The organism is Leptospira harrisiae (genome assembly GCF_002811945.1).
GTDB classification, from domain to species: Bacteria; Spirochaetota; Leptospiria; order Leptospirales; family Leptospiraceae; genus Leptospira_A; species Leptospira_A harrisiae.
This window is the reverse complement of the sequence record NZ_NPDX01000001.1, coordinates 1,913,573-1,939,056: the sequence shown is the minus strand read 5'-3', so window position 1 is coordinate 1,939,056 and position 25,484 is coordinate 1,913,573. Positions and strand designations below refer to the sequence as shown.

At 35.2% G+C, this 25,484-nt stretch carries 28 protein-coding genes; all 28 read left to right on the top strand.

Going from position 1 to position 25,484, the window contains the following annotated elements:
• Positions 1 to 2 precede the first annotated feature (2 nt).
• On the top strand, positions 3 to 551 hold the full coding sequence (locus tag CH364_RS09090) for a D-glycero-alpha-D-manno-heptose-1,7-bisphosphate 7-phosphatase (protein WP_100743188.1): 549 nt from the start codon (positions 3 to 5) through the stop codon (positions 549 to 551).
• A gap of 28 nt (positions 552 to 579) precedes the next feature.
• On the top strand, positions 580 to 1,290 hold the full coding sequence (locus CH364_RS09085) for a sugar phosphate nucleotidyltransferase (RefSeq protein WP_100743187.1): 711 nt from the start codon (positions 580 to 582) through the stop codon (positions 1,288 to 1,290).
• Entirely contained in the window at positions 1,287 to 2,675 is a 1,389-nt protein-coding gene (locus tag CH364_RS09080; RefSeq protein ID WP_100743186.1) for a GHMP family kinase ATP-binding protein, read from the top strand. The genes CH364_RS09085 and CH364_RS09080 overlap by 4 nt, the downstream gene beginning before the upstream one ends.
• Positions 2,672 to 4,564, top strand: coding sequence for an N-acetylneuraminate synthase family protein (locus CH364_RS09075; RefSeq protein WP_165779492.1), 1,893 nt, complete (start codon positions 2,672 to 2,674; stop codon positions 4,562 to 4,564). The genes CH364_RS09080 and CH364_RS09075 overlap by 4 nt, the downstream gene beginning before the upstream one ends.
• Entirely contained in the window at positions 4,564 to 5,142 is a 579-nt protein-coding gene (locus CH364_RS09070) for a D-sedoheptulose-7-phosphate isomerase (RefSeq protein ID WP_100743185.1), read from the top strand. Before CH364_RS09075 ends, CH364_RS09070 begins: the two co-directional genes overlap by 1 nt.
• Positions 5,139 to 6,014 carry a class I SAM-dependent methyltransferase gene (locus CH364_RS09065; protein WP_100743184.1) on the top strand — a complete coding sequence of 292 codons (876 nt, stop codon included), beginning with the start codon at positions 5,139 to 5,141 and terminating at the stop codon, positions 6,012 to 6,014. The genes CH364_RS09070 and CH364_RS09065 overlap by 4 nt, the downstream gene beginning before the upstream one ends.
• Positions 6,015 to 6,016: 2 nt before the next feature.
• Positions 6,017 to 6,844, top strand: coding sequence for a sugar phosphate isomerase/epimerase family protein (locus tag CH364_RS09060; RefSeq protein ID WP_100743183.1), 828 nt, complete (start codon positions 6,017 to 6,019; stop codon positions 6,842 to 6,844).
• A gap of 4 nt (positions 6,845 to 6,848) precedes the next feature.
• The gene (locus tag CH364_RS09055; RefSeq protein WP_100743182.1) at positions 6,849 to 7,592 is read left to right on the top strand and encodes an acylneuraminate cytidylyltransferase family protein; all 744 of its coding nucleotides are present in this window, start codon (positions 6,849 to 6,851) and stop codon (positions 7,590 to 7,592) included.
• Positions 7,593 to 8,978: an aspartate aminotransferase family protein gene (locus CH364_RS09050; RefSeq protein WP_100743181.1), complete on the top strand. Its 1,386-nt coding sequence runs from the start codon at positions 7,593 to 7,595 to the stop codon at positions 8,976 to 8,978.
• Positions 8,975 to 9,409, top strand: a complete 435-nt coding sequence (locus CH364_RS09045) for a VOC family protein (protein WP_100743180.1) — start codon at positions 8,975 to 8,977, stop codon at positions 9,407 to 9,409. Before CH364_RS09050 ends, CH364_RS09045 begins: the two co-directional genes overlap by 4 nt.
• Positions 9,406 to 10,080 (top strand): class I SAM-dependent methyltransferase, encoded by a 675-nt coding sequence (locus CH364_RS09040; RefSeq protein ID WP_100743179.1) that lies wholly within the window; start codon positions 9,406 to 9,408, stop codon positions 10,078 to 10,080. Before CH364_RS09045 ends, CH364_RS09040 begins: the two co-directional genes overlap by 4 nt.
• A gap of 12 nt (positions 10,081 to 10,092) precedes the next feature.
• Entirely contained in the window at positions 10,093 to 10,866 is a 774-nt protein-coding gene (locus CH364_RS09035; protein ID WP_100743178.1) for an SDR family NAD(P)-dependent oxidoreductase, read from the top strand.
• 9 nt (positions 10,867 to 10,875) lie between these two features.
• Complete coding sequence (locus CH364_RS09030; RefSeq protein ID WP_100743177.1) at positions 10,876 to 11,700, top strand: SDR family oxidoreductase; 825 nt, start codon at positions 10,876 to 10,878, stop codon at positions 11,698 to 11,700.
• 47 nt (positions 11,701 to 11,747) lie between these two features.
• On the top strand, positions 11,748 to 12,440 hold the full coding sequence (gene pgl, locus CH364_RS09025) for a 6-phosphogluconolactonase (RefSeq protein WP_100743176.1): 693 nt from the start codon (positions 11,748 to 11,750) through the stop codon (positions 12,438 to 12,440).
• A 1-nt stretch (position 12,441) separates the two neighbouring features.
• Positions 12,442 to 13,314, top strand: coding sequence for an NAD-dependent epimerase/dehydratase family protein (locus CH364_RS09020; RefSeq protein WP_100743175.1), 873 nt, complete (start codon positions 12,442 to 12,444; stop codon positions 13,312 to 13,314).
• The gene (locus tag CH364_RS09015) at positions 13,314 to 14,078 is read left to right on the top strand and encodes a fumarylacetoacetate hydrolase family protein (RefSeq protein WP_100743174.1); all 765 of its coding nucleotides are present in this window, start codon (positions 13,314 to 13,316) and stop codon (positions 14,076 to 14,078) included. Before CH364_RS09020 ends, CH364_RS09015 begins: the two co-directional genes overlap by 1 nt.
• On the top strand, positions 14,071 to 14,829 hold the full coding sequence (locus CH364_RS09010; protein WP_100743173.1) for a hypothetical protein: 759 nt from the start codon (positions 14,071 to 14,073) through the stop codon (positions 14,827 to 14,829). Before CH364_RS09015 ends, CH364_RS09010 begins: the two co-directional genes overlap by 8 nt.
• A 4-nt stretch (positions 14,830 to 14,833) precedes the next feature.
• The gene (locus CH364_RS09005) at positions 14,834 to 15,649 is read left to right on the top strand and encodes a hypothetical protein (protein WP_100743172.1); all 816 of its coding nucleotides are present in this window, start codon (positions 14,834 to 14,836) and stop codon (positions 15,647 to 15,649) included.
• A gap of 4 nt (positions 15,650 to 15,653) precedes the next feature.
• On the top strand, positions 15,654 to 16,418 hold the full coding sequence (locus CH364_RS09000; protein ID WP_100743171.1) for a 3-deoxy-manno-octulosonate cytidylyltransferase: 765 nt from the start codon (positions 15,654 to 15,656) through the stop codon (positions 16,416 to 16,418).
• A gap of 1 nt (position 16,419) precedes the next feature.
• Positions 16,420 to 17,184 (top strand): HpcH/HpaI aldolase family protein, encoded by a 765-nt coding sequence (locus tag CH364_RS08995; protein ID WP_100743170.1) that lies wholly within the window; start codon positions 16,420 to 16,422, stop codon positions 17,182 to 17,184.
• An 80-nt stretch (positions 17,185 to 17,264) separates the two neighbouring features.
• Positions 17,265 to 18,011, top strand: coding sequence for a 6-hydroxymethylpterin diphosphokinase MptE-like protein (locus CH364_RS08990; RefSeq protein WP_165779491.1), 747 nt, complete (start codon positions 17,265 to 17,267; stop codon positions 18,009 to 18,011).
• Positions 18,012 to 18,050: 39 nt separating this feature from the next.
• On the top strand, positions 18,051 to 19,922 hold the full coding sequence (locus CH364_RS08985; RefSeq protein WP_125178673.1) for a hypothetical protein: 1,872 nt from the start codon (positions 18,051 to 18,053) through the stop codon (positions 19,920 to 19,922).
• 81 nt (positions 19,923 to 20,003) lie between these two features.
• Positions 20,004 to 20,870 (top strand): SDR family oxidoreductase, encoded by an 867-nt coding sequence (locus tag CH364_RS08980; RefSeq protein ID WP_100743167.1) that lies wholly within the window; start codon positions 20,004 to 20,006, stop codon positions 20,868 to 20,870.
• A 4-nt stretch (positions 20,871 to 20,874) separates the two neighbouring features.
• Entirely contained in the window at positions 20,875 to 21,909 is a 1,035-nt protein-coding gene (locus CH364_RS08975; RefSeq protein WP_100743166.1) for a glycosyltransferase family 2 protein, read from the top strand.
• A gap of 4 nt (positions 21,910 to 21,913) precedes the next feature.
• Complete coding sequence (locus CH364_RS08970; protein ID WP_100743165.1) at positions 21,914 to 22,339, top strand: cupin domain-containing protein; 426 nt, start codon at positions 21,914 to 21,916, stop codon at positions 22,337 to 22,339.
• A complete protein-coding gene (locus CH364_RS08965; RefSeq protein WP_100743164.1) occupies positions 22,339 to 23,466 on the top strand; it encodes a DegT/DnrJ/EryC1/StrS family aminotransferase in 1,128 nt (375 codons plus the stop codon). The genes CH364_RS08970 and CH364_RS08965 overlap by 1 nt, the downstream gene beginning before the upstream one ends.
• A 47-nt stretch (positions 23,467 to 23,513) precedes the next feature.
• Positions 23,514 to 24,632 carry a glycosyltransferase family protein gene (locus tag CH364_RS08960; protein WP_100743163.1) on the top strand — a complete coding sequence of 373 codons (1,119 nt, stop codon included), beginning with the start codon at positions 23,514 to 23,516 and terminating at the stop codon, positions 24,630 to 24,632.
• Positions 24,633 to 24,651: 19 nt separating this feature from the next.
• Positions 24,652 to 25,479, top strand: a complete 828-nt coding sequence (locus CH364_RS08955) for a class I SAM-dependent methyltransferase (RefSeq protein WP_100743162.1) — start codon at positions 24,652 to 24,654, stop codon at positions 25,477 to 25,479.
• Positions 25,480 to 25,484 lie beyond the last annotated feature (5 nt).

Sequence of the window (25,484 nt, the reverse complement as noted above, 5' to 3'; positions counted from 1 at the left end):
AAATGTTAACCAATAAAGCCCTGTTTTTGGATCGAGACGGAGTGATCAACGAAGATTTAGATTATGTATATCGGACTCAGGATTTTCAATTTAAGCCTGAAATTTTTGAACTTTGTCGCATTGCAAATGCAAATGATTATTTGATTTTTGTTATCACCAATCAAGCTGGAATTGCTCGGGGATATTACTCGGAGAGAGATTTTTATAAACTAACAAAATGGATGTTAGGTGAATTTAAGAAACAAAATTGTAATGTTGCAAAAGTCTATTATTGTCCCTATCACCCTGATTTTGGAAACGAAAAATACAAACGGTCTTCCAACTTCAGAAAACCGAATCCTGGGATGATCTTAAAGGCAGCAAAGAGATTTTCTATAAACTTAGAAAAATCACTTTTAGTGGGTGATCAAGTTACGGATTTGGAAGCTGGCTTTAACTCTGGTATTCAAAAAAATTTCCTACTATTGAATCCTAATAAAAAAAAACAAACTCCTCATCCGCAAGCGACTGTAATAGAAAATCTGAAAGAGGTAATTCCTTTTTTAGTATGATTCAATTTTTTTAAAAAAGAAGGTTTTGATGGAGATACCAATTTTTATTTTAGCGGGTGGACGAGGTACAAGGTTAGCTTCTGTTGTAAACGATGTGCCGAAACCTTTGGCGCCAGTTAATGGGAAACCTTTTCTTCTCTATCTATTGGAAAATTATCTCAATCAAGGATTTAAAAAGTTTTACTTTTTACTACACCATAAATCGTCCCTAATCATTGATTGTATTGAAACTTTAAGGGAAACAGTTTTGAGGGATTGCGAAATTTATTATTCAGTGGAACCTTCATTATTGGGTACAGGCGGTTCTGTTGCATATACGATTCAATCTCTTCAATTCCAAGGCGAATTTTTGATTGTTAATGCTGATACTTGGGTTGATGCGGAATCTATGAATTTGCTTGCAACTTCGGTTTCTCCGTCCATTGGTGTCATTCGAATTTCTGATGTTTCACGATATGGCAAGGTATCAATCGAAGGAGAAATCATCCAGAAATTTGAGGAGAAAATGGAAAATGCAGGTGAAGGTTGGATAAATGCTGGTCTTTACAAATTGCATTCGGATCATTTTATCGGAAGGGCAGGTGAATTTTCTATGGAAAAAGATGTATTCCCAGATTTGGTTTTGCAAAAGAAATTAAGGGCAGTACCTTTGAAAACTGAATTTATAGACATAGGAATCCCAGAAGATTATGAGCGATTCCAAAATTGGATTTTATCTGGTCGGGAGCATACACTTTGAATTTTGATGTTTTTTTAGTAACAATCAATAGTTCGATTGAACAAACTTTAGCGAGGATTGAGACAAACCACCTTGGTTTTGCATTAGTTAAAAATGACATGAACCAAGTAGTCGGCCTAGTGACCGATGGTGATATTCGAAGAAATTTGTTAAATGGAAAAAATTTAAATTCACCAATCTCGGAGAGTATGAATCGAGAGTTTACTTGGGCATCAAGTCAATCACCTCGAGAGCAACTTCTGAAAATGTTAGATTCAAGGATTCGTTTTATTCCTATTCTTGATGATAACAAGACTTTGGTGGGAATTGTTACCAAGGATGAATTACCACATTTAGAAGAACGTAAAATTTATGCTAGAGCACGATCTCCCGTTCGTATCAGTTTCGGTGGTGGAGGTTCAGACCTTACTCATTTTTTTAGTAATGAAAAAGGTGCCGTAATCAACTCAACTGTTTCCTTATACACTCACGCAACACTCCGAATCAGAGAAGATTATAAAATTTTCCTCCATTCGAGAGATTTAAAAACTTCAATTGAGTTTTCAGATTATGAGGAATTAACAAAAAGGGAAACTAGTTTCAAATTATTCCAATCAATTATAAAAGTTGCAAGGCCAAGTTTTGGATTCGATTTATTTGTTTATTCTGATTATCCGATGAACTCAGGTCTTGGCGGATCGGCGGTTGTTGCATCGGCTATTCTTGGTTGTTTTAACCAATTCAGAAAGGATAAATGGGACAACCATGAACTAGCAGAGTTGGCGTTTCAGGCAGAACGTTTGGACTTGGGAATCGCAGGTGGATGGCAAGATCAGTATGCAACTGTTTTCGGCGGATTTAATTTTATGGAATTTGCTATGGATCAGAATATCGTACATCCTTTGCGTCTTTCAAAAGACACCATGATTGAGTTAGAGGAAAGTTTGATTCTTTGTGATACTGCGACCACGCATGATTCAGGAAATATTCATGATGATCAGCGTGAATCTATGAAACAAACTGATGTGAAGCAGAAGGTTCAATCGAACGTGGAACTCACTTACGAAATGAGAAACCATTTACTTCGGGGTAGGTTATTACAGTTTGGTTTGTGTTTGCATAAAGCATGGGAAATCAAAAGAGGTTTGAGTTCCAAAATTTCAAATCAATTTCTTGACAAAATTTATGAAGACGCAATTGCACATGGTGCCATTGGTGGAAAATTATTAGGAGCTGGCGGTGGAGGATTCTTTTTGTTCTATGTACCACCGTTTTTAAAACATGAGCTCTTGAATTGGATGGAATCCGTTGGTTTAAACTATCGGCCATTCCGTTTCGATTCAGAAGGATTACAAGCATGGACTGTTCGAGAAGAACTACATAAAGAGGAAATTACGTTATTATGATAAAAATTGGAAATTTTGAAATTGGATTTGGTCGAACCTTCGTTATTGCTGAAATAGGAAATAACCACAATGGTGATTTAAACAAAGCATTTGAACTGGTTGATCTTGCTGTGTCGGTTGGAGCCGATTGTGCGAAATTCCAAATGCGCCATCTGGAAGAAGTATATAGAAGCAAAAGTTTGAATAAATCAGGAGAAGATTTGGGAACTGAGTATATCTTAGACCTTCTTGAAAAATTTGAATTAGATAAAGAATTTCATCGCAAACTCAATGAATATTCCAAAGAAAAAGGAATTTTGTATTTGTGTACTCCTTGGGACAACAAAAGCGTCGATGTCCTTGAATCCTTTCCTGTACCTGCTTACAAAGTAGCTTCTGCTGATTTAACAAATCTAACCCTTTTGGACAGATTGATAGAAACTAAAAAACCTCTAATCCTTTCAACAGGAATGAGTAAAACAGAAGAAATTCTTTTTACACGTGATTATTTAAATAAGGCAAAGGTAGAGTTTGTTTTTTTACATTGTAATAGTACATATCCAGCTCCACTTCATGATATTAATCTAAAGTGGATGACACAATTAAAGGAATTCCATAGTTACACTGGTTATTCTGGGCATGAAAGGGGAATAAATGTTACCTTGGCTTCGGTAGCTCTTGGAGCAATGGTAGTTGAACGTCACTTAACACTTGATAGGAATATGGAAGGACCAGACCACGCAGCAAGTTTGGAAGCTAATGAATTCAGTAAATTGGTGCAAGGAATTCGCGAAATTGAGCAGGCTATAGGATCAACTCAATACGAGCGTAAACTTAGCCAGGGTGAAATGATCAATCGAGAAAATCTTTCAAAAAGTTGTGTGGCTGCTCAAACAATTCCTAAAGGAACTGTCATCACTCGAGAGATGATAAAAGTATTAAGCCCAGGCCAAGGTCTTTCTCCGCAAAAAATGTATGATTTAATTGGTAAAAAAATTCAACGTGATTTGATAGAAGAAGATTATTTTTTCCCTTCAGATTTAACGGAAAAAAGGATTGAACCTAAACAGTATCAATTCACTCACCCTTGGGGTGTTCCAGTTCGTTACCATGATTTTCAAGAATATTACAATAGAGTAAAACCAGATTTATTTGAATTTCACTTATCTTATTCCGATATGGAATTGGATCCTGGCAAATATCTTACTGGAACCTATGATTGTGATTTTGTTGTTCATGCTCCAGAATTGTTTGAAGGCAGCCATTTAATGGATTTAGCTACTCCAGACGATGAGTATCGCAAAATTTCATTAAAGGAAACTCAGAGAGTCATTGATATCACTCGCTCCTTGAAGAAATTTTTCCCAAAAACAAAACGACCGTACATCGTTGCTAATATTGGTGGAATTTCTATGGATGGAAATCTTCCAAAAGATGTTTTACCTGCGTATTACAAACGTTTTGGTGAAAGTCTTCAATTGTTAAATATGGAAGGCGTAGAATTGATTCCACAAACGATGGCACCTTTTCCTTGGCATTTTGGTGGTCAAAGATATCAGAATATTTTTGTACATATTTCGGAAATTGAGGAATGGTGTAAAAAGTTAAATTTACGTATGTGTTATGATGTTTCTCACACAATGCTAACCTGTAATCATTTCGGTTACGACTTTTATGATTTTTCAACTAGGATCGCACCGTTTACTGCTCATATTCATATGGGTGATGCGAAAGGTCTCAATGGAGAAGGTTTACAAGTTGGAGAGGGAGAAATTGATTTTAAAAGGTTGGGAAAAATTTTTGCTGAATTAGCACCTAATGCTTGGTTCATTCCTGAAATTTGGCAAGGCCATAAAAATGGTGGTGAAGGCTTTTGGATCGCACTTGAAAAATTGGAAGGGATTCTTTAATGTCACTTGAGAAAATCCAAGCTGTGATTCAATCATCGATTGACGTTAAAAAAAATATAATTAAATCGGAATCCATCTTAAAGCAAATTGATACTTTAGCTAACTTGTGTTTACAATCACTAAAATCAGAAGGAAAAATAATTTTTGCAGGTAATGGGGGAAGTTTTGCTGACTCACAACATTTGGCTGCTGAGTTTATTTCAAGACTACAGTTTGATAGAGCCCCACTTGCATCCGTTGCTCTCGGTACCAATAGTTCTTCAACAACTGCTATTGGGAATGATTATGGGTATGACCAAATTTTTGTTAGAGAATTAAAAGCGATTGCTCGTGCAGGTGATGTTTATATTCCAATTTCGACAAGTGGTAATAGTCAGAATATTCTAGCAACCATTGAAACTGCCAAGTCCTTAAAGCTCCATGTTGTTGGTTTAACAGGAGAATCCGGGGGTAAGTTAAAAGATTTAGTTGAATGTATTTGTGTTCCTTCCGGTCGGACTGAGCGAATTCAGGAATCTCATATTATGATTGGGCATATTATTTGTGGTCTAGTTGAGGATAATTATTTCTTAAAATGAATATAAACACCTGTTATCTTTGTAATACAAATTCTTTTCAGAATCGGCCTGGTAAAGTTCGAGATAATGATCAGCTTATTGTAAAAGAATGTCTATCTTGTGGTTTGGTTTTTTTATCTTCTTTTGACCACATTCATGAGGCACATTATCAAGAATCGGGTATGCATGGAAATTCCTTACCTGAAATAGCTGAATGGTTAAATGAAACCGAAAAAGACGATGATCGCAGATTCCAATTTTTGAAAGAAAAAATATCCAATCGCAGTGTCCTCGACTTTGGCTGTGGTGTTGGCGGATTTTTAATTAAGGCAAAAGATGTCGCCAAAGTGGCAGATGGAGTGGAATTAGAAACTCGTTTGCAAAGCCATTTTAACAATAACCAAATTTCAGTTTTTACCAGTTTAGATGAAATTTCAAAAACTGCAAAAAAGTATGATTTAATTACTGCTTTTCATGTGGTAGAACATTTATCTGATCCAGTTGCTATTATCAATGAACTTTCGAAGTTCCTAACTAATACGGGTGAGCTAATTATCGAAGTTCCAAGTTCAAATGATGCTCTGTTAACACTCTATGAAAACAAGGCTTTCTCTGAGTTTACTTATTGGAGCCAACATTTGTTTTTGTTTAATGCCCAAACCTTTAGTTCCCTTGTTAAAAAAACTCACTTACAACTAAATTGGATTAAATTTATTCAACGTTATCCGCTATCCAATCATCTCTATTGGTTGGCTAAGGGAAAACCAGGTGGCCATAAAATTTGGAACCATTTGAATTCTGATATTTTGGATCAAACTTACGAATCAGTGTTAGCAGCAAATGGACTTACCGATACCATCATTGCTTCTGTCTCGAGGAAGAAGGACATATAGTTATGAAGAATTTATTAGGTGTAATGCAAGGTAGATTACTTCCAAAATTTAAAAACAGATATCAGGCTCATCCCCTTGGTTATTGGCAAGAAGAGTTCCCAATCGCAAAGTCTTTGGGTTTAGATTGTATTGAGTTCATACTTGACTATAATGATTACGAAAAGAATCCTTTGTTAACTGATTCTGGTATCAGTGAAATCCAAGATACTATTCAAAAAACTGGAGTTAAAGTTGTATCTGTTTGTGCTGATTATTTTATGGAAGCACCGTTCCATTCAGCAGATTCGGGTATTGTTGAAACAAGCAAAAATGTTCTTTCTTTATTACTAAAGAATGGGAAGAAACTGGGAGTGAAAGACATTGTAGTTCCTTGTGTTGACCAATCCTCCTTAAAATCTGATTCCGACAAAAAAGTATTCTTTGAAAATTTGTCTCCACTCGTAAAAGAAGCAGAGATATTGGGTATAAATTTATCGTTAGAGACGGATTTGGAGCCTAAACAATTTTTAGATGTAATAAAGATTTTTAACTCAAAGGCTGTAACTGTAAATTATGATATTGGTAATAGCGCATCCTTAGGATTTAACCCAATTGAGGAATTTGAGATTTATGGACTTCATATAACGGACATTCATATTAAAGATAGAAAATTAAATTCAGGTTCAGTTGAGTTAGGTACTGGTGATGCCAAATTTGAGAAGGTCCTTAAAAAGATAAGAGAGTTAAATTATTCCGGACCTTTTATAATGCAAGCTTATCGCGATGATGAAGGACTTGAAATATTTAAACGTCAATTAGATTGGGTTCGTAGGAATTTTTTAATAGAATAAAAGTATGAATAAAGCAATTGCAATTATCCCAGCTCGCAGTGGGTCAAAAAGTATAAAAGATAAAAATCTAGCAATGTTGAGCGGGCACCCATTGATAGCCTACAGCATTGCAGCTGGAGTAATGTCAAAAGCAGTAAGTCGCACAATAGTATCGACTGACTCTGAAGAGTATGCTGCAATCGCAAGAAGATATGGGGCCGAAATTCCCTTTCTCAGACCTTCTGAATTTTCGACTGATACATCCACTGATAGAGATTTTATGTTACACGCTATGCAGTGGGTGAAAGATCATGAACAAAATGTTCCTGAGTTTTGGGTTCACTTACGGCCAACAACGCCACTAAGAGATCCTAAACACATTGATCAAGCTGTTGAGATATTAGAATTAGATAAAGAGGCAACTGCATTAAGATCTGCCCACCTTTGTTCAGAATCCCCATTCAAGTGGTTTCGAAAAAACAATCAAGGTTATTTAACTGCTTTAACTTCAGAGGAGACATCTTTAGATCGTTTTAATTTACCGAGACAATCTTACCCAGATGTTTATATTCCTGATGGCTATGTTGATGTTGTAAAAAGTTCTTTTATATTAAATACGGAGTTGTTTCACGGAAATAGAGTTATCGGGTACGTCTCCCCAGCATGTACTGAGGTAGACTCGCCTGAAGAATTAGATATACTCGAGTTCCAAATAAAAAAGTATGGTTCGCCTTTATTAGAATATTTGAATCAAATGGAGAAAAAGTAAATGGCAGGTCACGGATTTAGTCATATTCCACAAAACGTTGAAAAGATTAATTCAAAATATAGAGTTATTCAGACACAAATTCCTGTTCCGGAAAGTGTTTCTCTTTTAGAGAGAATGTATGAAGCAGAATCACGTTCTATGCATGGCCAAATGCCTATTATTTGGGACAAAGCAGAGGGATTCCAAGTTTCGGATAAATGGGGGAATACTTGGATCGATTTCAGTAGCACCATTTTTGTAACAAATGCCGGACATGGAAATAAACGAATTGTTGAGGCTTTAAGAAAAGTTCTCGATAAACCATTGTTACATACTTATACCTATGGAAATTTGGAGAGAATTGAATATTTAGAATACCTAATTGCAAATACCCCTAAACAATTTGAAAAGGCATTTTTACTATCTGCAGGTACCGAAGCAACTGAGTGCGCATTAAAACTCATGAGGCTTCACGGTCAAAAGAAAGGAAAAAGAAAAGGTGGAATTATCTGTTTTGAAGGAAATTGGCATGGAAGAACGTTAGGTGCCCAAATGATGGGTTGGAATCCTACCCAGAAGGAGTGGATAGGATATTTAGATCCAAATATTTTCCATCTACCTTTTCCTTATCCTTGGAGAGAGGAAGCAGTAAAAGATCCAGTTCTTTTCTTTACAAAGGGATTGGAAACACTCTGCAAAGAAAAAAACATCGACCCGAAAACAGATATATCTGGTTTTATGTTGGAAACCTTTCAAGGTTGGGGTGCTGTTTTTTATCCTAAGGAATTTGTGCAAGCTTTGGTTGAATTTGCTCATAAAAACAACATCCTTGTTGCTTTTGATGAAATGCAGGCAGGATTTGGAAGAACAGGAAAGTTATTTGGTTATATGCACTACGGTGTGGAACCGGATATACTATGTTGCGGTAAGGGTGCTGCATCAAGTTTACCATTGTCTCTAGTTCTTGGTTCTACTGAAGTAATGGATCTTCCTGATATTGGATCGATGAGTTCAACGCACTCCGCAAGTCCAATGATTTGCGCTGCGGGTAAAGCAAATTTAGAATCGCTTCTTGAGGATGGTTTTATTAAGAACTCTGAAGAGCTTGGTAAAAAATTTCATAACGAATTGCAGAAAATCAAATCCAAATACTCAGATTACATAAGCTCCATCCAAGGTGTTGGGTTATTGGCAGCAGTAATATTTAATGATAAAAATGGTAAACCTCTGGCATCTCTCTGTGACTTAATTTCAGAATATTGTCTGCAACGCGGACTTATTGTTGTCCATACAGGGAGAGAATCGATTAAATTAGCTCCACCACTTTGTATCAACGAAGAGGCAATGTTAGAAGGTCTTAATGTTTTTTCCGGAGCAATTGAGGACGCAATCAAGAAAGCGGTATGATTAAAAAAATAAGACATACTGGATTAGTTGTACGCAACCTATCGAAAGCAATGGCATTTTACGAGGCATTGGGTTTTGTATTATGGAAACGCGAAATTGAAGAGGGCGACTTTATTGATACTGTTGTGGGTATTCAATCAGTTAAGTTGGAGACTGCGAAGATGCATGCAAAGGATGGGGCAATGATTGAGCTTCTTGAATATCATTCCCACCCATCCCAAAAAGATATGGTAAACTCTCCTTCCAATACTCTAGGTTGTTCCCACATTGCCTTTACCGTCGGCGATATAGAAGAAACTTGTAAATTAGTATTACAATTAGGTGGCAATGTTGTAAATCAACCTGCAATATCTCCGTCAGGAAAAGTAAAAGTAGCATATTGTCATGATGTTGATGGGATACTACTTGAATTGGTTGAGGAGATTGTATGACAGATTATTTAAAGGTTGTATATGATGAAGGTTCTCATCCATATACGGATTATCCGAGTAAACTAGTATCTTACCTTTACCAATCTTTTGACTTAAAGCCAGGAATGAAGATTCTTGAACCTGGATGTGGGCGTGGTGAGTTTTTGTTGAACTTCAAAAAATTGGGGTTAGATTGCACAGGTGTTGATCTTTCCAAAGAGGCAAAGAATTATTTGGCAACACAACAAATCCCAGTTCAAATATGTAACGCCGATCAAGATAAATTACCATTCAAAGATAACACTTTTGATGTAATTTATAACAAAAGTTTTTTGGAGCACCTTCGCAATCCGGATTTTTTTCTCAAAGAAGCAAGAAGGGTGTTAAAACCAGGTGGTATTATTATTTGTTTGGTACCTGATTGGGAATCAAACTATAAAATCTATTTTGACGATTTTACACATCGGACACCATTCACAAAAATTTCATTATTAGATATTTTTAAAATTTGCGATTTTTCGAAAATCAATGTCTATATTTTTCGACAACTTCCGATTGTTTGGAAATATCCATTTTTAAATTATTTTTGTGCATTGATCAGTCCCTTTATTCCGGTTAGAACTCAAAATAAATTTCTACGGTGGTCGCGGGAATTGATGTTAGTTGGGTCAGCTTATAAAGATACTAATTAGAATGGCATTCATTTGAACTTAAATCTTAAGGATAAACGTGTTTTTGTTTCTGGTGGGACTAGGGGAATTGGCCTTGCTATTGTTAAAGGGTTTTTATCAGAGGGTGCTCATGTAGCATTTAGTTCCAGAAATGAGGATACAATAAAACAAATCGCAAAAGAATTAGAAAAAGAATTCTCTGACTCTACCTTTTTGTATTTTGTTTCAGATGCAACAGATCCTGAAAGTACAAGAGATGTTTTTGAGACAATCGTATCTAAATGGAATGGATTGGATATAGTGGTTTCCAATGTTGGTGACGGAAGGAGTACGCAAGAACCACTTCAATCTTCTGAACAATTTGGGAATACATTACGTATCAATTTAACATCAGCAGAGATCATTGCTAGAGAGTTTCTAAAAAGAAATGAAACAGGCAAAGGATCTCTGCTTTTTATATCTTCTATTACTGGTCTTGAGGCATTTGGTGCACCGACTGATTATTCAGTGGCTAAGGCTGCCATAATTGCACTTTCAAAGAATTTAGCACGAAAGTTAGCCCCAGGTATTCGAGTAAATTGTATTGCTCCGGGAAATGTTTATTCACCTGGAGGAAGTTGGGACGAAAAAATACAAAAGGATCCAGAACGGATCAATAAAATAATAGAATCAACTGTTCCGATGAAGCGGTTTGGATCTCCGGAAGAAATTGCAGATATGGTTTTGTTTTTATCTTCGGATAGGGCGTCATTTGTTACGGGATCTTGTATTGTAGTTGATGGCGGACAAACCGTTGGATTTCATTAAATAGGTATTATGGATCGATTATTTTCATTAAAAGATAAAGTTGTTATTATAACTGGTGCTACAGGTTTACTCGGTAGCCAACATGCTGAAGTTGTTGCTGAAGCCGGTGGTATTCCGGTTCTCTTAGATTTGGATCAAGAAAGATGCAACCAATTGGCTAAAGATCTAAATGAAAAATATTCAGTCGAGGCCATTGGTTATAAAGTAGATATTACAAACGAAAATGAAATAATCAAAAATATAGCCGAGATTAAAAATAAATTTAAGACTATTCATGCACTAATCAATAATGCTGCGAATAATCCAAAGGTAGAGGATTCTTCGGAAAAGGCATTCTCTCGATTGGAAAACTTTCCTGTATCCGTCTGGAACTCTGATTTGGCTGTCGGTCTTACTGGTTCTTTTCTCTGCGCAAAACATTACGGTTTTCTTATTTCGCAGAATCCGGAGGGTGGTACGATCTTAAATATATCATCCGATTTAGGGCTGATAGCTCCTGATCAAAGATTATATAGAAAGACAGGGCTGCCAGATGAATTACAACCCGTAAAACCTGTGACGTACTCGGTAGTGAAAGCTGGTTTGATTGGCCTTACTCGTTATCTTGCGACTTATTGGGCTGATAAAAATGTTCGTTGCAATGCAATCTGTCCGGGTGGAGTTGAGAACAACCAAAATGTCGATTTTTTAAAAGAAGTTACTTCGCGAATTCCATTGGGACGGATGGCGAAAAAAGATGAATATAAGGGGCTCGTATTGTTTTTGTTAAGTGACAGTGCAAGTTATTTGAACGGCTCCATAGTTTCTGCCGATGGCGGCAGAAGTGTTTGGTAAACTTCATTTGAATAATTATATTAATTCATTCCTTTGAGTAAAATAAATTGAACACCCCCAGATCATTACAAAAAGATTTTGTTGCTTTTCAAAATACGGAAGTTTGGTTATCGGAGTCACTAAATTTTTTTTCTAAAACTATAAAAGCGGAATTCAGTTTTTCACCTGATGATCCACTTCATATCATCTTGTCTGGAGGGAACACTCCACTGCCGTTTTATCGTAAACTTTCTGAATTAAACTTACCTTGGAATAAAATTCATTTTTGGCTAGCGGATGAACGTTGTGTTCTTAGGAGTAATCCAGAGCGGTCTGAAGTTGAAATCAAAAGGGCCATTGGGGATAAAATCTTAAGTCTCGCGACATTCCACTCAATTCCAGAAGGTGATCCTGGTTCTGTTGCAGAACAAATGGAAGGTGAATTGAAAAAAGTTACTCATTTTGTTTTTTCGATCTTAGGCATAGGTGCGGATGGACATACCGCAAGTTTATTTCCCGGGTTTGATATTGGAAGTGATTTAACCGCTCCCAATATGATTGCAGTATATAACTCTCCAAAACCTCCGGCAAACCGAGTTAGTTTGTCGTTACATTGTATCAATCGATCTGCTCATGTTTTGTTTTTAACAAAGGGTCAAGATAAAAAGAAAATTATTGAAGCTGTTTTGTTAGGTGCAGACCTTCCTGCAACAAAAGTGCAAGGTAATAAAAGTTCACAAATCTATTTTTGTATGGAATAAGATGAAAATTTTAGTATTCGGTGGTTCAGGCTTTTTAGGTTCTCATGTTTGTGATGCTTTAAGTGAAGCAGGTCATGAAGTCACAATATTCGATAGAAATCCTTCCGTATGGTTGCGTCCAAATCAGAGAATGATAATCGGCGATCTTTTGGATGAGAGTTTTGTGAGTTCTAGTGTTAATGGCTTTGATATTGTTTATAATTTTGCTGCACTAGCTGATCTTAACCAAGCACTAGATAAACCAATAGATTCAATTCGGATTAATGTATTAGGTAATTCATATATATTAGAAGCTTGCCGTAAGCATAATGTGAAGAGGTTTGTTTATGCAAGTACCGTCTATGTATTTAGTCGTGAAGGTGGATTTTATCGATGTAGTAAACAAGCATCGGAAGCTTATATTGAAGAATACAATAAGTCTTTTAACCTTGAATATACAATTTTAAGATATGGTTCGCTTTATGGACCAAGATCAGACGAAGCAAATGGATTGTACCGAATTGTTAAAACCGCTTTAGAAACAGGAAAGATAACTTATGAGGGTAGCGCCGATAGTTTGCGAGAATATATTCATGTAGAAGATGCTGCACGTGCAAGTGTTGTTGCCATGGGTGAGGAATTTAAAAACCAAAGTGTTGTTTTGACTGGGCAAGAGCCAATGAAAGTAATTGAGTTAATGAAGATGCTTGCGGAAATTTTGGGACGGCCTGATTCAGTTTCTTTTTTAGAGGGAGACCAAGTTGGACATTACGTAAGAACTCCTTATGCCTATCAGCCGAAACTGGGAAGGAAATATATTCCCCCAATGCATGTGGATCTGGGTCAAGGTTTGTTGCAATTGATTGAAGAAGTAAAAAGCAAGAAGTTAACATAATGAAATTTCTTAGATTTCAGCATAAGAATGAAATTTTCCACGGGAGAATTGAAGGTGAAACGATTGTAGCGATTGATCGTGCTCCCTGGTTTGGGGATACGAAGGATTTATTTACAGTAGCTGAGCATGAGATTCAATTGTTAAACCCTTGTACGCCAAATAAAATAGTTGGAGTTGCATTGAATTATCCTGGCGTTGCAAAAGGTGAGGAAAACACGGAGCCTTTAGTATTTTTAAAATCAAATTCTAAAATTGTCGAACATAAGGGAACAATCAATAATCCATTGGTGAATACAAAAGTTTGGGGTGAGTGCGAATTGGCCATTGTTATTGGCGCTGAATCCTATCAGTTAAATTCAACTAATGCTAAAGATAAAATTTTTGGATATACAATTGGAAATGATGTTACTGCAGAGAACTTCGGGAATCGAGACCACCATTTGGCGAAATCAAAAGCAGTAGACAGTTTTTGTGCACTCGGACCCTATATTGATACAGAATTTAGGCCAAGTGAACAAATAATAAAAGGATTTCATAATGGCGTATTACTTCGAGAAGGTAAACTATCAGAGAGACTTTGGTTGGAGACTGAACTCTTAGTTTGGCTAACATCATGGATGACTTTATCGCCTGGAGATGTTGTGCTTACGGGTGCACCAAATAGAGTAAGAGACCGTATTTATCTGGAGGACGGTGATGAATTTATTAGTTACATCTCTGGACTCGGCGAATTAACAGTTTCATTTCGGAATCTGCATGTTTGATAAGCTTTATGTTTTTGATTTCGATGGCGTTGTTTGTGATAGTACAGATGAGTGTATGATTACATCGTGGAATACTTGGCAAAGATGGAATCGCCGAGATTTAAAAAGAAGATCCGTAGCTGAATTTTCGTTTGAAGAGAAATCTGAATTTAGAAAGCTACGCCCAAGAGTCCGAGGAGCCGGCGAATATTTCATTCTAAATGTTATTCTCGAAAACAAAATAAAAATTGAAAATCAAGAGGACTATGAGATCCAACTAGGCTTACATAAGGAAGATATTCCAAAATTTAAGAAATTATTTCTGGCCGAAAGGCAGGATTTTCGGAAAGATCATCCAAAAGATTGGGTTCTTCTTCATTCAGTATATCAAGAAGTTATTGATATTTTAAGAGAGATAAGTGTAGAAAAAAAACTATATATCGCAACATTAAAAGATTTTTTATCGATTCGAATGATTCTTGATTTCTACAATGTTGATCTACCGGACGAGAGGATCTTTGATGAATCAAAAATTCTTAATAAATTTGATGCCTTAAAACAAATTATGAAAATTTCAAATTTTCAGAAAAAGGATTTAGTTTTTTTTGATGATAATGTAACCCATCTGTATGAGTCTTACGCAGACGGGTTTAATGTATATTTGACCGCTTGGTCAAATCCAATTCCAGAATATTTAGAAGAAGCTATAATTAAGAATATTCCGATCATTAAAGATTTTAAGCAATTAGATTTAATTATAAACAAAGGATAATAAAATGTACGATTTTTACTACGGATCAAAAGAAGAGATATTAAAAAATCCAGCAAATTTTATATTATTTTGCAAGCGATTGTTGCCAAGATGGCTAAATGGAACACCTGATAGTGAATGTTTGGCGATATGGAATATATTATCTGAATCCAAAAATAAACCAAAGGTTTTGGTCGAAACAGGTTCCGGTGCCTCGTCGTTGGTTTTTTTCATTTATTGTGCATTAAATGATGCACGTTTGTTTAGTTGGGATACAAATGGGAGTAAAGGTGCGTATTTACGTAGTATTATTTCCGATGCTATTTGTAAACCTTTAGGGATTGATATTCATAAGGTTTGGACATTTATACCTTTTAATAGCACTGATAAACATATCGGAATTGAAAGTTTAAGTGAACTTGGTTTAAAAGCTGATTTTGGTTTCTTTGATAGTTGGCATACATGGGATCATCTCCATGGTGAAATTCAAGCCTTCGTTACTGTGGCGAATAGTGAGTTTATTGTGGCATTGGATGATGCTTATTATGATAAAAAAAGCTATAATTATTCGTTTGTCAATATGCTGCGAAAGAAAATGGGTTTAGTCGCAATCTCTGAACCAGCAGATAACAAGTGTTTGCCATTTTATTCGGAAACAGAAAATTTCTTAAGCGCAAATTTTAAGACAGTTAAAAAAATTGAAGATAGTTATAAGACGAGTTATAGTTCCGATGTGTTCTTTGATTATTTTGAATATGATCGAATTGCGATGAATAAACTTGGTTTAGAAGAGAAACATAACTTAGACCATCGATTTGATGCATGGCGTGTGACTAGGTAATAAAATGAAAATAGTAGTTGGTATCCCTGCTCGGATGGGTTCTTCAAGATTTCCTGGAAAACCTTTAGCAAATATATTGGGTAAAACAATGCTTGAACATTGTTACCGTAGATGTGCCTTAAGCAAATATACAACAGATCTTTTTGTAGCTGCTTGTGATGAAGAAATTAAAACTGAAGTTTTGAGATTTAATGGAAGGGTCATCATGACCGACCGGAATATTCAGCGACCAGGACTTCGAGTCGCAACCGCAGCAGAAGAATTGAATTTAGACGACGAAGATATTGTTGTAGTCGTTCAAGGTGATGAGCCCCTGGTACATCCCGAAATGATTGACCTTGCTATTAAACCTTTGATTGAAGAGAAGGATGTTTATGTGTCTAATCTTTGTGCAAAGATTGGTAAAGATGAGTGGCTTGATCCGGGCGAAATTAAGGTAGTAACTGATTTATCAATGAATGCACTTTTTATGTCTCGGGCACCAATTCCTTCTGTCAATCATGAAGAAGTAAGGACTGACTGGTGGAAACAAGTATGTATCATGCCTTTTAAGTGGCATTTTATGAAATCCTTTAATCACAAGTTGTCACCTACACCTCTTGAGCTGCAAGAGTCAATAGAAATGAATCGGGCGATTCAGCATGGATACAAAGTAAGAATGATTCCATCGCCGTTTATATCTAAATCTGTTGATACAAACGAGGATCGATTAAAGGTAGAAGAATTAATGAAATCGGATCCAATATTTCCTTTATATTCAGGTAAATAGAATGAGTTTTAATATTTTAGAAAAACTAAAAAGAGGAAAGGAAGTTTTTGGTACTTGGTGTATGATTCCTTCCTCCTTTACTGTAGATGTGATCGCAAGAACAGGATTAGATTTTATCGTAATTGATTTGGAGCATGGTTCTATTTCCTGGGAGACCTGTGAAGAAATGGTGAAGAGTTCCATACTTCATAACTGTCATCCAATTGTTCGCGTTGGTGATGATCAAGAAAACACAATCCTACATGCTTTAGAAACAGGCTGTGAAGGTGTTCTTGTGCCACACGTTTCAAAAGTTGAAAAGGCGAAAGCTATTGTCGAAGCAGCAAGATATTTTCCCTACGGAAAAAGAGGATTGAGCCCTTACACTCGTTGCCATGGATACACGCATGTTGATTTAGCTGAATCTATGAAAAGACATGGTGAATCAACATTTGTCGGTATTCTCGTCGAAGGCCAGGAAGGTATCAATAATTTGCCTGAAATTGCGAAAGTGGAAGGGATTGATTGTATTTATTTAGGAATGTATGATATATCACAGTCCGTTGGATTGCCGGGACAATTGGAACATCCTGATGTAATAAACCAATTAGAAAAATGTTTAAAAATTATTTTAACATCAGGCAAAACAGCAGGCACTTTTGTAAGAGATATTCAAACTGCAAAATTATATAGATCTATGGGGTTTAAATTTTTAGCCTTTGTAGCTGATAGTTATTCGATGACTACATTTTATAAAAATTCTGTAGCTGAATTTCATTCGAAATGAGATTGATAAGAGTTTTTCTTTTTTTTATTCGATATTCAAAGAACATATTTCTCGAATTCTCTTATAAATTAAGAAGATATTTGGCAAATTTCGGAATTTCTTTTATTGCTAATGATAATAGATATTATCGATTAAAAAATCGATATAAAGGTGCAGAATGTTTTATTGTTGGCAATGGCCCAAGTCTTAGGGCAGAAGATTTAAATTGGATTGCTGAAAAAAAAATCCTATCGTTCGGTGTAAATAAAATTCATTTAATATACCCGCAAACTCAATGGAGACCCAACTTTTATGTATGCGAAGATATCCCCGTTTTAGAAACAATAAAAGAAATCGTTAACGAGGAAAATGATATCACTAAGTTTCTTATGAAAATTCCAGGAATAAATTTGGATAAAAATACCATTTATATAAATAGGATTGCTTCTGAATTTACGGATATGGATTTTTTTTTAGAACCGGTACCGTTTTTATTTTGCGGACAAACAGTAATTTATATTTGCCTACAGCTTGCTCTATTTATGGGGTTTAAGAAGATATACTTGTTAGGAATTGACTTTAGCTGGAATTTTGATGATGCTGATCCTGATGATGAAGGTTTTTCTATTTTAAAATCTGATTCTCCTCATTTTGTACCAAATTATTTTCAGAAAGGGGAGAAACAGTATCTCGTGACTCGCGAACATTTTGAATACATGGTTCGCATTCTCCATTTTGCAAAAGAGATTCTAAATGATCTGGGGGTCGAGGTGTTTAATGCAACGAGAGGAGGTAAGTTGGAAGTATTCCCTCGAGTTTCTATTGATACACTAAAGACCGGTCGCTGATTTTTTTTCAGTTCGTTTTCTCTCATTCCATTACGTTTTATGCAAAGATTATTCTTAAACCCAAAGCAGTTTGAAAAATCAGACGCTGAATTGAAAAATAATCTCTTTATTTTTCCTTCTGCATTTTTAGATAGAGATGATATTTTATTTAAAGATTTGGTTAAAGATTCTTTACTTAATCGGCACCTCACCGTTGCGGAGTTTGATAAAGAGTTTATATACCTGAATCATTTAATATATAAAATTTTTGAATATTTACCTGATCTTTTTAACGAATATTATTCGGTTAATAAATCAAAAAAATTTTGGACTACCTTATTGCTGCCTGATTTGCGGGATGTTTTAGATCTTGTTTATTTAAGATATCTGCAATTGAAATTGATCGCTGACAAGGTCGAGGTTGAAGTAATCCAAAATAGTAGGCAGTTTCTCAAGTTTGATTCGGGTAGATTGTTTGTTCTTAACGTAAATTTCATTTCAAATGTTGATTGGGCGTTGTCATCTTTTATACTTATGTATTCTGACTTGCGCAATAAAACGGATCTATCATTTGTAAAAATCGACAAACCCGATATACCTCGGTTTAAAAATGATAGAGAATACTATGATCTTGTCGTAAACATCGAAAAAAAGAGAGTATTATCCAATAGAGGTAGTTTCCTTCCTTATTATGTTTCCTTTCCCTCAAATTTAGGTTCAATCTTTTTGGGGACAGGTATATCTGATGAAAATTTACAAGCGGTTTTAAATTCGAGACTAAAGATTTTTTCAGCATATTATAATGGACTTCCAGCATTTCCGTATTTGAAAAAAAAGAATTTTTTTTCAACATTGAAACAAAATTTTACTTTTACTCCAAATGATTCTTTTGAGGATTTTTTTATTCATAATATCGATACCTTTTTTCCCGAACAATTTTTTAAAATGAGAATTCCTGCATCTAGTAATATTAAGGTATTCAATATAGGTTTACCTGGGGCAACAATACTAGATGCCGAAAGTAGGGAAAATGGCGGGTTAAGTTATGGTATTCAACATGGGACTGCTTACGGAATGTACACCCACTGTACACAGGAGTGGAGCGAGCGAAATGTTAGTGATGGTTTCATCACTTGGGGCTGGTCTGATTTCAATGATAAGCTACCAGCAATTCCGTTACCGAGCCCACATTTGTCTAATTTGTTATCAAATCAGGAACCGAATGAGAGTCACCTCTATGATAACTTTGAGATTGGAATTATTTTTAACACAACATACAACCGATTGGGAAAATTTCTTCGTGTGGCAATGCCGTTTTTTTTGCTCGAAAATGTATCTTTATTAAATAGAATTCTGAAAATTGCGAGTGAAAAGGGTAAAAAGAAAGTTGTTGTTTCCGAATACTCGTATGAACAGGGATATGATCTAAAATTCCAGTTAAGTCCTGAGTTATTACTTTCGCCTGATATTACTTTTGAAGGTATGGCGGGTGACCGCTTGATGAGACATTCTGCCTTGTTAATTTCAAATTCTTTTGGAACTTCATTTTTTGAAAGATTAGTAGTAAATAAACCCATTATTATTTTTAATGATTTTTTTGAATTTGAAAATTATAATTCGTTATGGTCGGAACTGACGAATCACCTAATTGCCGTTGGTATCTATGAACTTGAAGAATCATCTTTTCGAACAAAAATGAAAATGAATCAAAAAGAGATTTTTGATTGGTGGAATTCAGAGAAGGTTCAGGAAGTTCGTTTAATGGTTTTAAAAAAATATGCATGGGCGGATCGCCAATGGGTAGATTTATTTAACTCTTTTATTTCAAAGCAAGTAGGTATTTTTGCTTCGAACTCAGATAAAATAAATGTACCTTTTTTTGTAAAACTATACTCTCGAATTTTTTTTCGACTTAAGAGCTTTTTTCTTTAACTCTTTTGTCTGTTTATTTAGCTTTTGTCGTAATGCTATTGTTAGTTTGTGGAAATTTATAAAATAAAGGTGAGTAATTAATTGGATAGTTCACATAAAGTAAAATACTTACTGACTGGAGCAACGGGTTTTGTTGGTTCATTTTTTCGATCTAAATTAGATTCCAAAAATAGCGTATTTACATCTAGATCGGGTGGGGAGGGAATACAATCGTTAGATTTAACAAATTTAAATGATCTAACATCTTTTTTTGCTCAATATAAACCAGCTATTTTGTTTCATATAGCTGGTAATAAAGACGTGAATTTTTGCGAAAAATATCCGGAAGAAGCTCGAAAGGTTAATGTATTAGCTACTTCTTATCTAGTAGAATTATGTAAACAATATGAAACTAAGTTTGTATATTTATCAACTGATTACGTTTTTGACGGACATAAAGGAAATTACAAAGAGACGGATTTGCCAAACCCTTCGTCTGAATACGGGAAAATGAAACTTGAGTCAGAAAAGATAATTGAGTCCTCTGGTATTGAACATATTATTATTCGATCAGGTGCTTTATATGGTAAGAATGGAAAATTCTATCAGTGGGCAGTTTCTTCATTAAGAGAAGGCGTTGAAATAGAAGCACTCACTGATTCTTTTTTTACGCCTACTCTTCTAGATGATCTTTTTGAAATAACATTAAAACTTTTATCGAGTAACTTTAACGGCATTGTTCATATTGTGGGTAAGAATAAAGTATCGAGATTGCAGATGATTTCCAAAATTGCGGATTCTTTAGGGATTTCTAATCCAAAATTAAAACCTATAAGTATTGCTGAATCGGGTCTTTTTTTTCTTCCAGATTTATCGTTATGCCCCGACAAGTTGAATCAAGAGTTGAATATTTATACACATAGTCTGGAGGAGGGTTTAGATTATCTTGCGAAGGGTTCCAAAGGTTAAACCTATGATAAGTTATATTATTACAACTTTTAATAGAGGTGAAAAAGTTTTAAAAACAATTCATTCGATTTTAAAACAAGTTTCCGAATCAGACGAAATTGAAGTTATCGTAGTTGATGGTGGTTCAAAAGATAATACCTGCGAACTAGTGCAAGAATTAGCAAATAAAGTTCCTTGGGTTCGTTTGATAATCGAAAAAGCCCCTGGTGTGATGCCATCAAGACATGCTGGTGCCATAGAGGCGAAAGGTGAAATTCTTGTATACATTGAGGATGACGTTCAAGTATTTGAGACTCACCTAGAAACAATAAAAGAAATTTTTTCTAACCCTAAAAATCAAATTGCGACAGGCCCTTGCGAACCGGATTATCTATCCAATGATTTCCCGATTTGGTATCAAACCATGTGGTCAACAGTCTCATCCATTCCCAATTCCAAAGTTAATGGTTGGTTTAGCCTTATGAATTTGGGAGATAAGGTTTTAGATATTGATGCATCCTATGTTTGGGCATTGAATTATGCGATAAGAAAAACTTTGCTCTTTGAATTGGGTGGTTTCCATCCAGATTTATCTCCACCTAAATGGAAGGCATTTCAAGGAGATGGGGAATCTGGATTATCCTCGAAAGCTAGCGAAAAAAATATCTCAGCAATCTACCATCCTGGTTTGAGAGTTTTGCATGAAATTCAAGCTGATCGATTTAACTTAAATTATGTAGAAAGACGTTTCTTTTTTCAGGGAATCTCGGATTCTTTTACTTTGTTACGCAAAACCCGGAATGCATCTTCGTTAGTTCGATATTACGCAACCCTTGTTTTATTGTCTTTACGAGTGTTTAAACAGAAAACTCAAGGAAAAGAACTGCGAATTGATTTACTTTGTGAAAAAGCTAGGTTAAAGGGATTTATTTTTCATCAGCGATCTTTTCGAGATGATTTAAAAGTAAAAAACTGGGTTCTTGAGGAAAATTATATTAATAAGGTAGTTCCCGACCCGACCCCAATTCGACTTTTTGATAAATTCTTTTTGATGGTATAAAAATATGTTAGAGCAACTACAACACGATGGAAAACTTCTTGCGATGATACTTCGCACCAGTTTTAAAAAGGATGGAATCGAATTTTTTACTCCACCAGAATTTTCACAACAATTGGCTTATATGAACCGTCCGAAGGATTATCTAATCCAACCGCACGTTCACAATCCTGTATCAAGAAGTGTTGAATACACCAAGGAAGTGTTGTTTATTAAATCTGGAAAAGTAAGAATTGATTTTTTTACGGATGATCAAGAATACGTTGAGAGTAGAATACTGGAGCAGGGTGATGTAGTTCTACTAGCTTATGGTGGGCATGGCTTTTGTATGTTGGAAGATACTGAAATGATTGAAGTCAAACAAGGTCCATATGCTGGTGAAGACGATAAAACAAGATTCAATGCAAAGCCTTTTGAACCGAGAGTGAAATAGTGGAAAACTTTATTCCTGTCTGCGAACCATCACTTCTTGGTAATGAAAAAAAATATATTTTAGACGCGGTCGAAACCGGTTGGATTTCCTCTGCTGGAAAATATGTTACTGAATTTGAATCACAATTTGCTAAGTATTGCGGGGTTGATCATGGTATCGGCGTTTGCAACGGAACAGTCGCAATTCATCTTGCTCTCGTCGCCTTAGGAATAGGCAAAGGCGATGAAGTGATTATCCCGAATTTTACGATGATTGCAACTGCTTTTGCTGTATGTTATACCGGAGCGACGCCAGTGTTTGTAGATGCTGATCGAAATACATGGAATATTGATATAACGAAAATTGAGGAAAAAATTACATCAAATACGAAAGCCATTATTCCAGTACATATTATGGGACTAGTTTGTGACATGGATGCTATCAATAACATTGCAAAGAAACATAAGCTATTTGTGATTGAAGATGCCGCTGAGGCACATGGTGCAGAATATAAAGGAAAAAAAGCTGGGTCGATGAGTGATATCGCAACATTCAGCTTTTTTGCAAATAAAAATCTTACAACCGGAGAGGGTGGTATGGTTGTAACAAACGATAAAGAGCTTTCGTCAAAATCGCGTTATTATAAGAACTTATGTTTCCCTTTAGAGGGTGGTCGTGAATACAAACATTCTGATATTGGTTTTAATTATCGTTTGTCTAACTTACATGCCGCCATTGGCTTAGCGCAGTTGGAGAATGTTGAAATGTATACTGAAATGAGGATTAATAATTTCAATGAATATAATGTTAGTCTGAGCCAAATAGAAGGTATATCTACTCAGATATGGGATCGAATGAAGTATAAACATGTTCATTGGATGAATGCTGTAGTGGTTAACCCTCGTAAATATGGAAGAAGTCGTGATGAACTTATGGTTCTTTTGAGAGATAAGGGAATTGATTCAAGGAAACTTTTCACCGGAATGCATTCTCAAAAAGCACTTAAAGATTATGGCTGTCAGAGCGAAGGTAATTACTCGGTGACAGAAGATTTAAGTGAGAATGGAATGTATCTCCCTTCTTCAAGCACGCTATCTAAAACGCAGATATCATATGTTTGTGATACGATCGCAAGTTTCCGAAAATAATTTTTTTTTCTAACATTTCTTTTTAACTTAGGAGTTAGTTTGAATAAATGGTCGTATTAATATTTACTGCTTACCCTTGGTTGAACATATCGACACCATTAATTGAGACTGTAAATTTTTTCTTAAAGAAAAAATGGAGAGTGATTCACTTGGGCATTATTCATCCTGGAGTGGATCAACATGGGCATAAAAGTCTAGATATTAAGGATGAAAATTACCAGTTTATTTCTCTGGGTGACACAAGAACTTTTCTCAGCAATATAAAAAAAATCTTATTTAGTTTTGTTTTTTATTGGAAATATAGGTCTATAGTCCCAAAATCCAATGTTTCAATTTCTTTTGATCCAGGTGGATTGTATTTAAGTTTTGCTTGGTTACTTTTTGGTAATCGTAAAAATAGAATATACCATTCTTTAGAAATTTCAGATCACAAAAACAAATCTTTTCTTTTAGAAAAAACAATCGTTCGTTTTACGGATATTATACTTTCTCAGGATCAATCACGGGGGCGAATCTTAAAAGTAATTTTAGATTATAAGAAGAAGGTTAGTTTCATCCCAAATTCTACATCGGGAACTATAATTCGCAATCGTAAGCAGTTTTTTCATAAAGTATTAGATATTCCAATGAACAAAAAAATTCTTTTGATGACTGGAACTATTGAAACCTTTATGGGTTCCGATTCTTTTTTAGACTTGTTACCCTATTTACCTGAAAACTGGGTTGCGGTGATTCATGGCTGGATACCAACATCGGCGACTAAAGGGAAAGTTGAAAAAGCAAAATTAGATTTCCCTGAGAAACTATATCTGAGTCATGAACTAGTAGATAATAAAGATAAATTTAATATTTTTAGTTCCGTTGATCTCTGTTATGTAAATTTTAAACCAGATGATCTCAATTTAAAATATGGACTTTATTCTGCGGGCAAACTATACGACTCTGCAAAAGTTGGTGTTCCAGTTTTGATAAATGAACTTCCTGGATCAAAGGAATTTATTAAAAAATATCAAAATGGTTTTCTTTTGAAAAAAAGGGAAGAATTACCGGATATTTTAGCGAAACTAAAGGATGAAAATACTTTGGATGCTTCCTACCATTTTTATCTTGAAAATGAATTTGAGAAAAACTATGAAAACTTTTTGCAAGCATACTGTGTTCTTTAATTTAAAAGTGAATTAAATCATGAAAAAAAAACTATCGGTAAATTTGGGTTGCGGATCACGTTTTCATCAAGACTGGCTGAATTTTGATTTTGTTTCAAAATCAAAAGATGTGATAGCAGCTGATCTTAGAAACGGAATTCCTGTTGCTGACGCTACAGTCAACGTTGTTTATTCCTCGCATGTATTGGAACATTTTTCAAGAAGTAAAGTTACCCACTTTTTGAAAGATATTTATCGCATTTTGGAACCAGGTGGAATATTACGGATCGTGGTGCCAGATTTGGAACAAATTGTTCGAGCATATATAGAACAATTAGATAAAGCAAAAATTGGAAATAATTCCGGTCTTGTTAGATCTGATTGGTTGGTTCATGAGCTGTTGGATCAAATACAAAGAAATACTTCTGGTGGTGAAACCATCCAATGGTGGAACCAAGATCCAATTCCGGAAGCAGATTACATTTATGAAAGATTAGGTGATGAGTTTCTTAATTACGTTAGATCAAAGAAACAAACAAATTTCCAAATTTCCTTTTTAACGCATTGCAAAATTTTCATACGATCCGTTATGAGAAACATTTTGGACCTATTTTTAAAAATACTTGGATATTCATTAGAAATGGCTGAGATCGGGAAGTTTCGTCTAGGAGGCGAGGTTCATTATTGGATGTACGATTCAGTATCTTTGGGAGAACTCTTAAGACAAAATGGTTTTGTAAATATCAGAGTATGTCGTTCAAATGAATCTTCAATTCCGAATTTTAATTCATATTGTTTGGATATCGATGAAAACGGAAAAACAAGAAAACCTGATTCTTTATTTATCGAAGCATCTAAAAAATCTTGAATTTC

What these genes read in the sequence shown, in the direction of transcription:
- CH364_RS08970 (WP_100743165.1), top strand. Translation starts at nt 21,914, where the DNA reads ATGTTAGAGCAACTACAACACGATGGAAAACTTCTTGCGATGATACTT.
- CH364_RS08975 (WP_100743166.1), top strand. Translation starts at nt 20,875, where the DNA reads ATGATAAGTTATATTATTACAACTTTTAATAGAGGTGAAAAAGTTTTA.
- CH364_RS08995 (WP_100743170.1), top strand. Translation starts at nt 16,420, where the DNA reads ATGAGTTTTAATATTTTAGAAAAACTAAAAAGAGGAAAGGAAGTTTTT.
- CH364_RS09070 (WP_100743185.1), top strand. Translation starts at nt 4,564, where the DNA reads ATGTCACTTGAGAAAATCCAAGCTGTGATTCAATCATCGATTGACGTT.
- CH364_RS09090 (WP_100743188.1), top strand. Translation starts at nt 3, where the DNA reads ATGTTAACCAATAAAGCCCTGTTTTTGGATCGAGACGGAGTGATCAAC.
- CH364_RS09075 (WP_165779492.1), top strand. Translation starts at nt 2,672, where the DNA reads ATGATAAAAATTGGAAATTTTGAAATTGGATTTGGTCGAACCTTCGTT.
- CH364_RS09005 (WP_100743172.1), top strand. Translation starts at nt 14,834, where the DNA reads ATGTACGATTTTTACTACGGATCAAAAGAAGAGATATTAAAAAATCCA.
- CH364_RS09010 (WP_100743173.1), top strand. Translation starts at nt 14,071, where the DNA reads ATGTTTGATAAGCTTTATGTTTTTGATTTCGATGGCGTTGTTTGTGAT.
- CH364_RS09040 (WP_100743179.1), top strand. Translation starts at nt 9,406, where the DNA reads ATGACAGATTATTTAAAGGTTGTATATGATGAAGGTTCTCATCCATAT.
- CH364_RS08985 (WP_125178673.1), top strand. Translation starts at nt 18,051, where the DNA reads ATGCAAAGATTATTCTTAAACCCAAAGCAGTTTGAAAAATCAGACGCT.
- CH364_RS08960 (WP_100743163.1), top strand. Translation starts at nt 23,514, where the DNA reads ATGGTCGTATTAATATTTACTGCTTACCCTTGGTTGAACATATCGACA.
- CH364_RS09015 (WP_100743174.1), top strand. Translation starts at nt 13,314, where the DNA reads ATGAAATTTCTTAGATTTCAGCATAAGAATGAAATTTTCCACGGGAGA.
- CH364_RS09045 (WP_100743180.1), top strand. Translation starts at nt 8,975, where the DNA reads ATGATTAAAAAAATAAGACATACTGGATTAGTTGTACGCAACCTATCG.
- CH364_RS09055 (WP_100743182.1), top strand. Translation starts at nt 6,849, where the DNA reads ATGAATAAAGCAATTGCAATTATCCCAGCTCGCAGTGGGTCAAAAAGT.
- CH364_RS09065 (WP_100743184.1), top strand. Translation starts at nt 5,139, where the DNA reads ATGAATATAAACACCTGTTATCTTTGTAATACAAATTCTTTTCAGAAT.
- CH364_RS09030 (WP_100743177.1), top strand. Translation starts at nt 10,876, where the DNA reads ATGGATCGATTATTTTCATTAAAAGATAAAGTTGTTATTATAACTGGT.
- CH364_RS09085 (WP_100743187.1), top strand. Translation starts at nt 580, where the DNA reads ATGGAGATACCAATTTTTATTTTAGCGGGTGGACGAGGTACAAGGTTA.
- CH364_RS09020 (WP_100743175.1), top strand. Translation starts at nt 12,442, where the DNA reads ATGAAAATTTTAGTATTCGGTGGTTCAGGCTTTTTAGGTTCTCATGTT.
- CH364_RS09050 (WP_100743181.1), top strand. Translation starts at nt 7,593, where the DNA reads ATGGCAGGTCACGGATTTAGTCATATTCCACAAAACGTTGAAAAGATT.
- CH364_RS09060 (WP_100743183.1), top strand. Translation starts at nt 6,017, where the DNA reads ATGAAGAATTTATTAGGTGTAATGCAAGGTAGATTACTTCCAAAATTT.
- CH364_RS08955 (WP_100743162.1), top strand. Translation starts at nt 24,652, where the DNA reads ATGAAAAAAAAACTATCGGTAAATTTGGGTTGCGGATCACGTTTTCAT.
- CH364_RS09000 (WP_100743171.1), top strand. Translation starts at nt 15,654, where the DNA reads ATGAAAATAGTAGTTGGTATCCCTGCTCGGATGGGTTCTTCAAGATTT.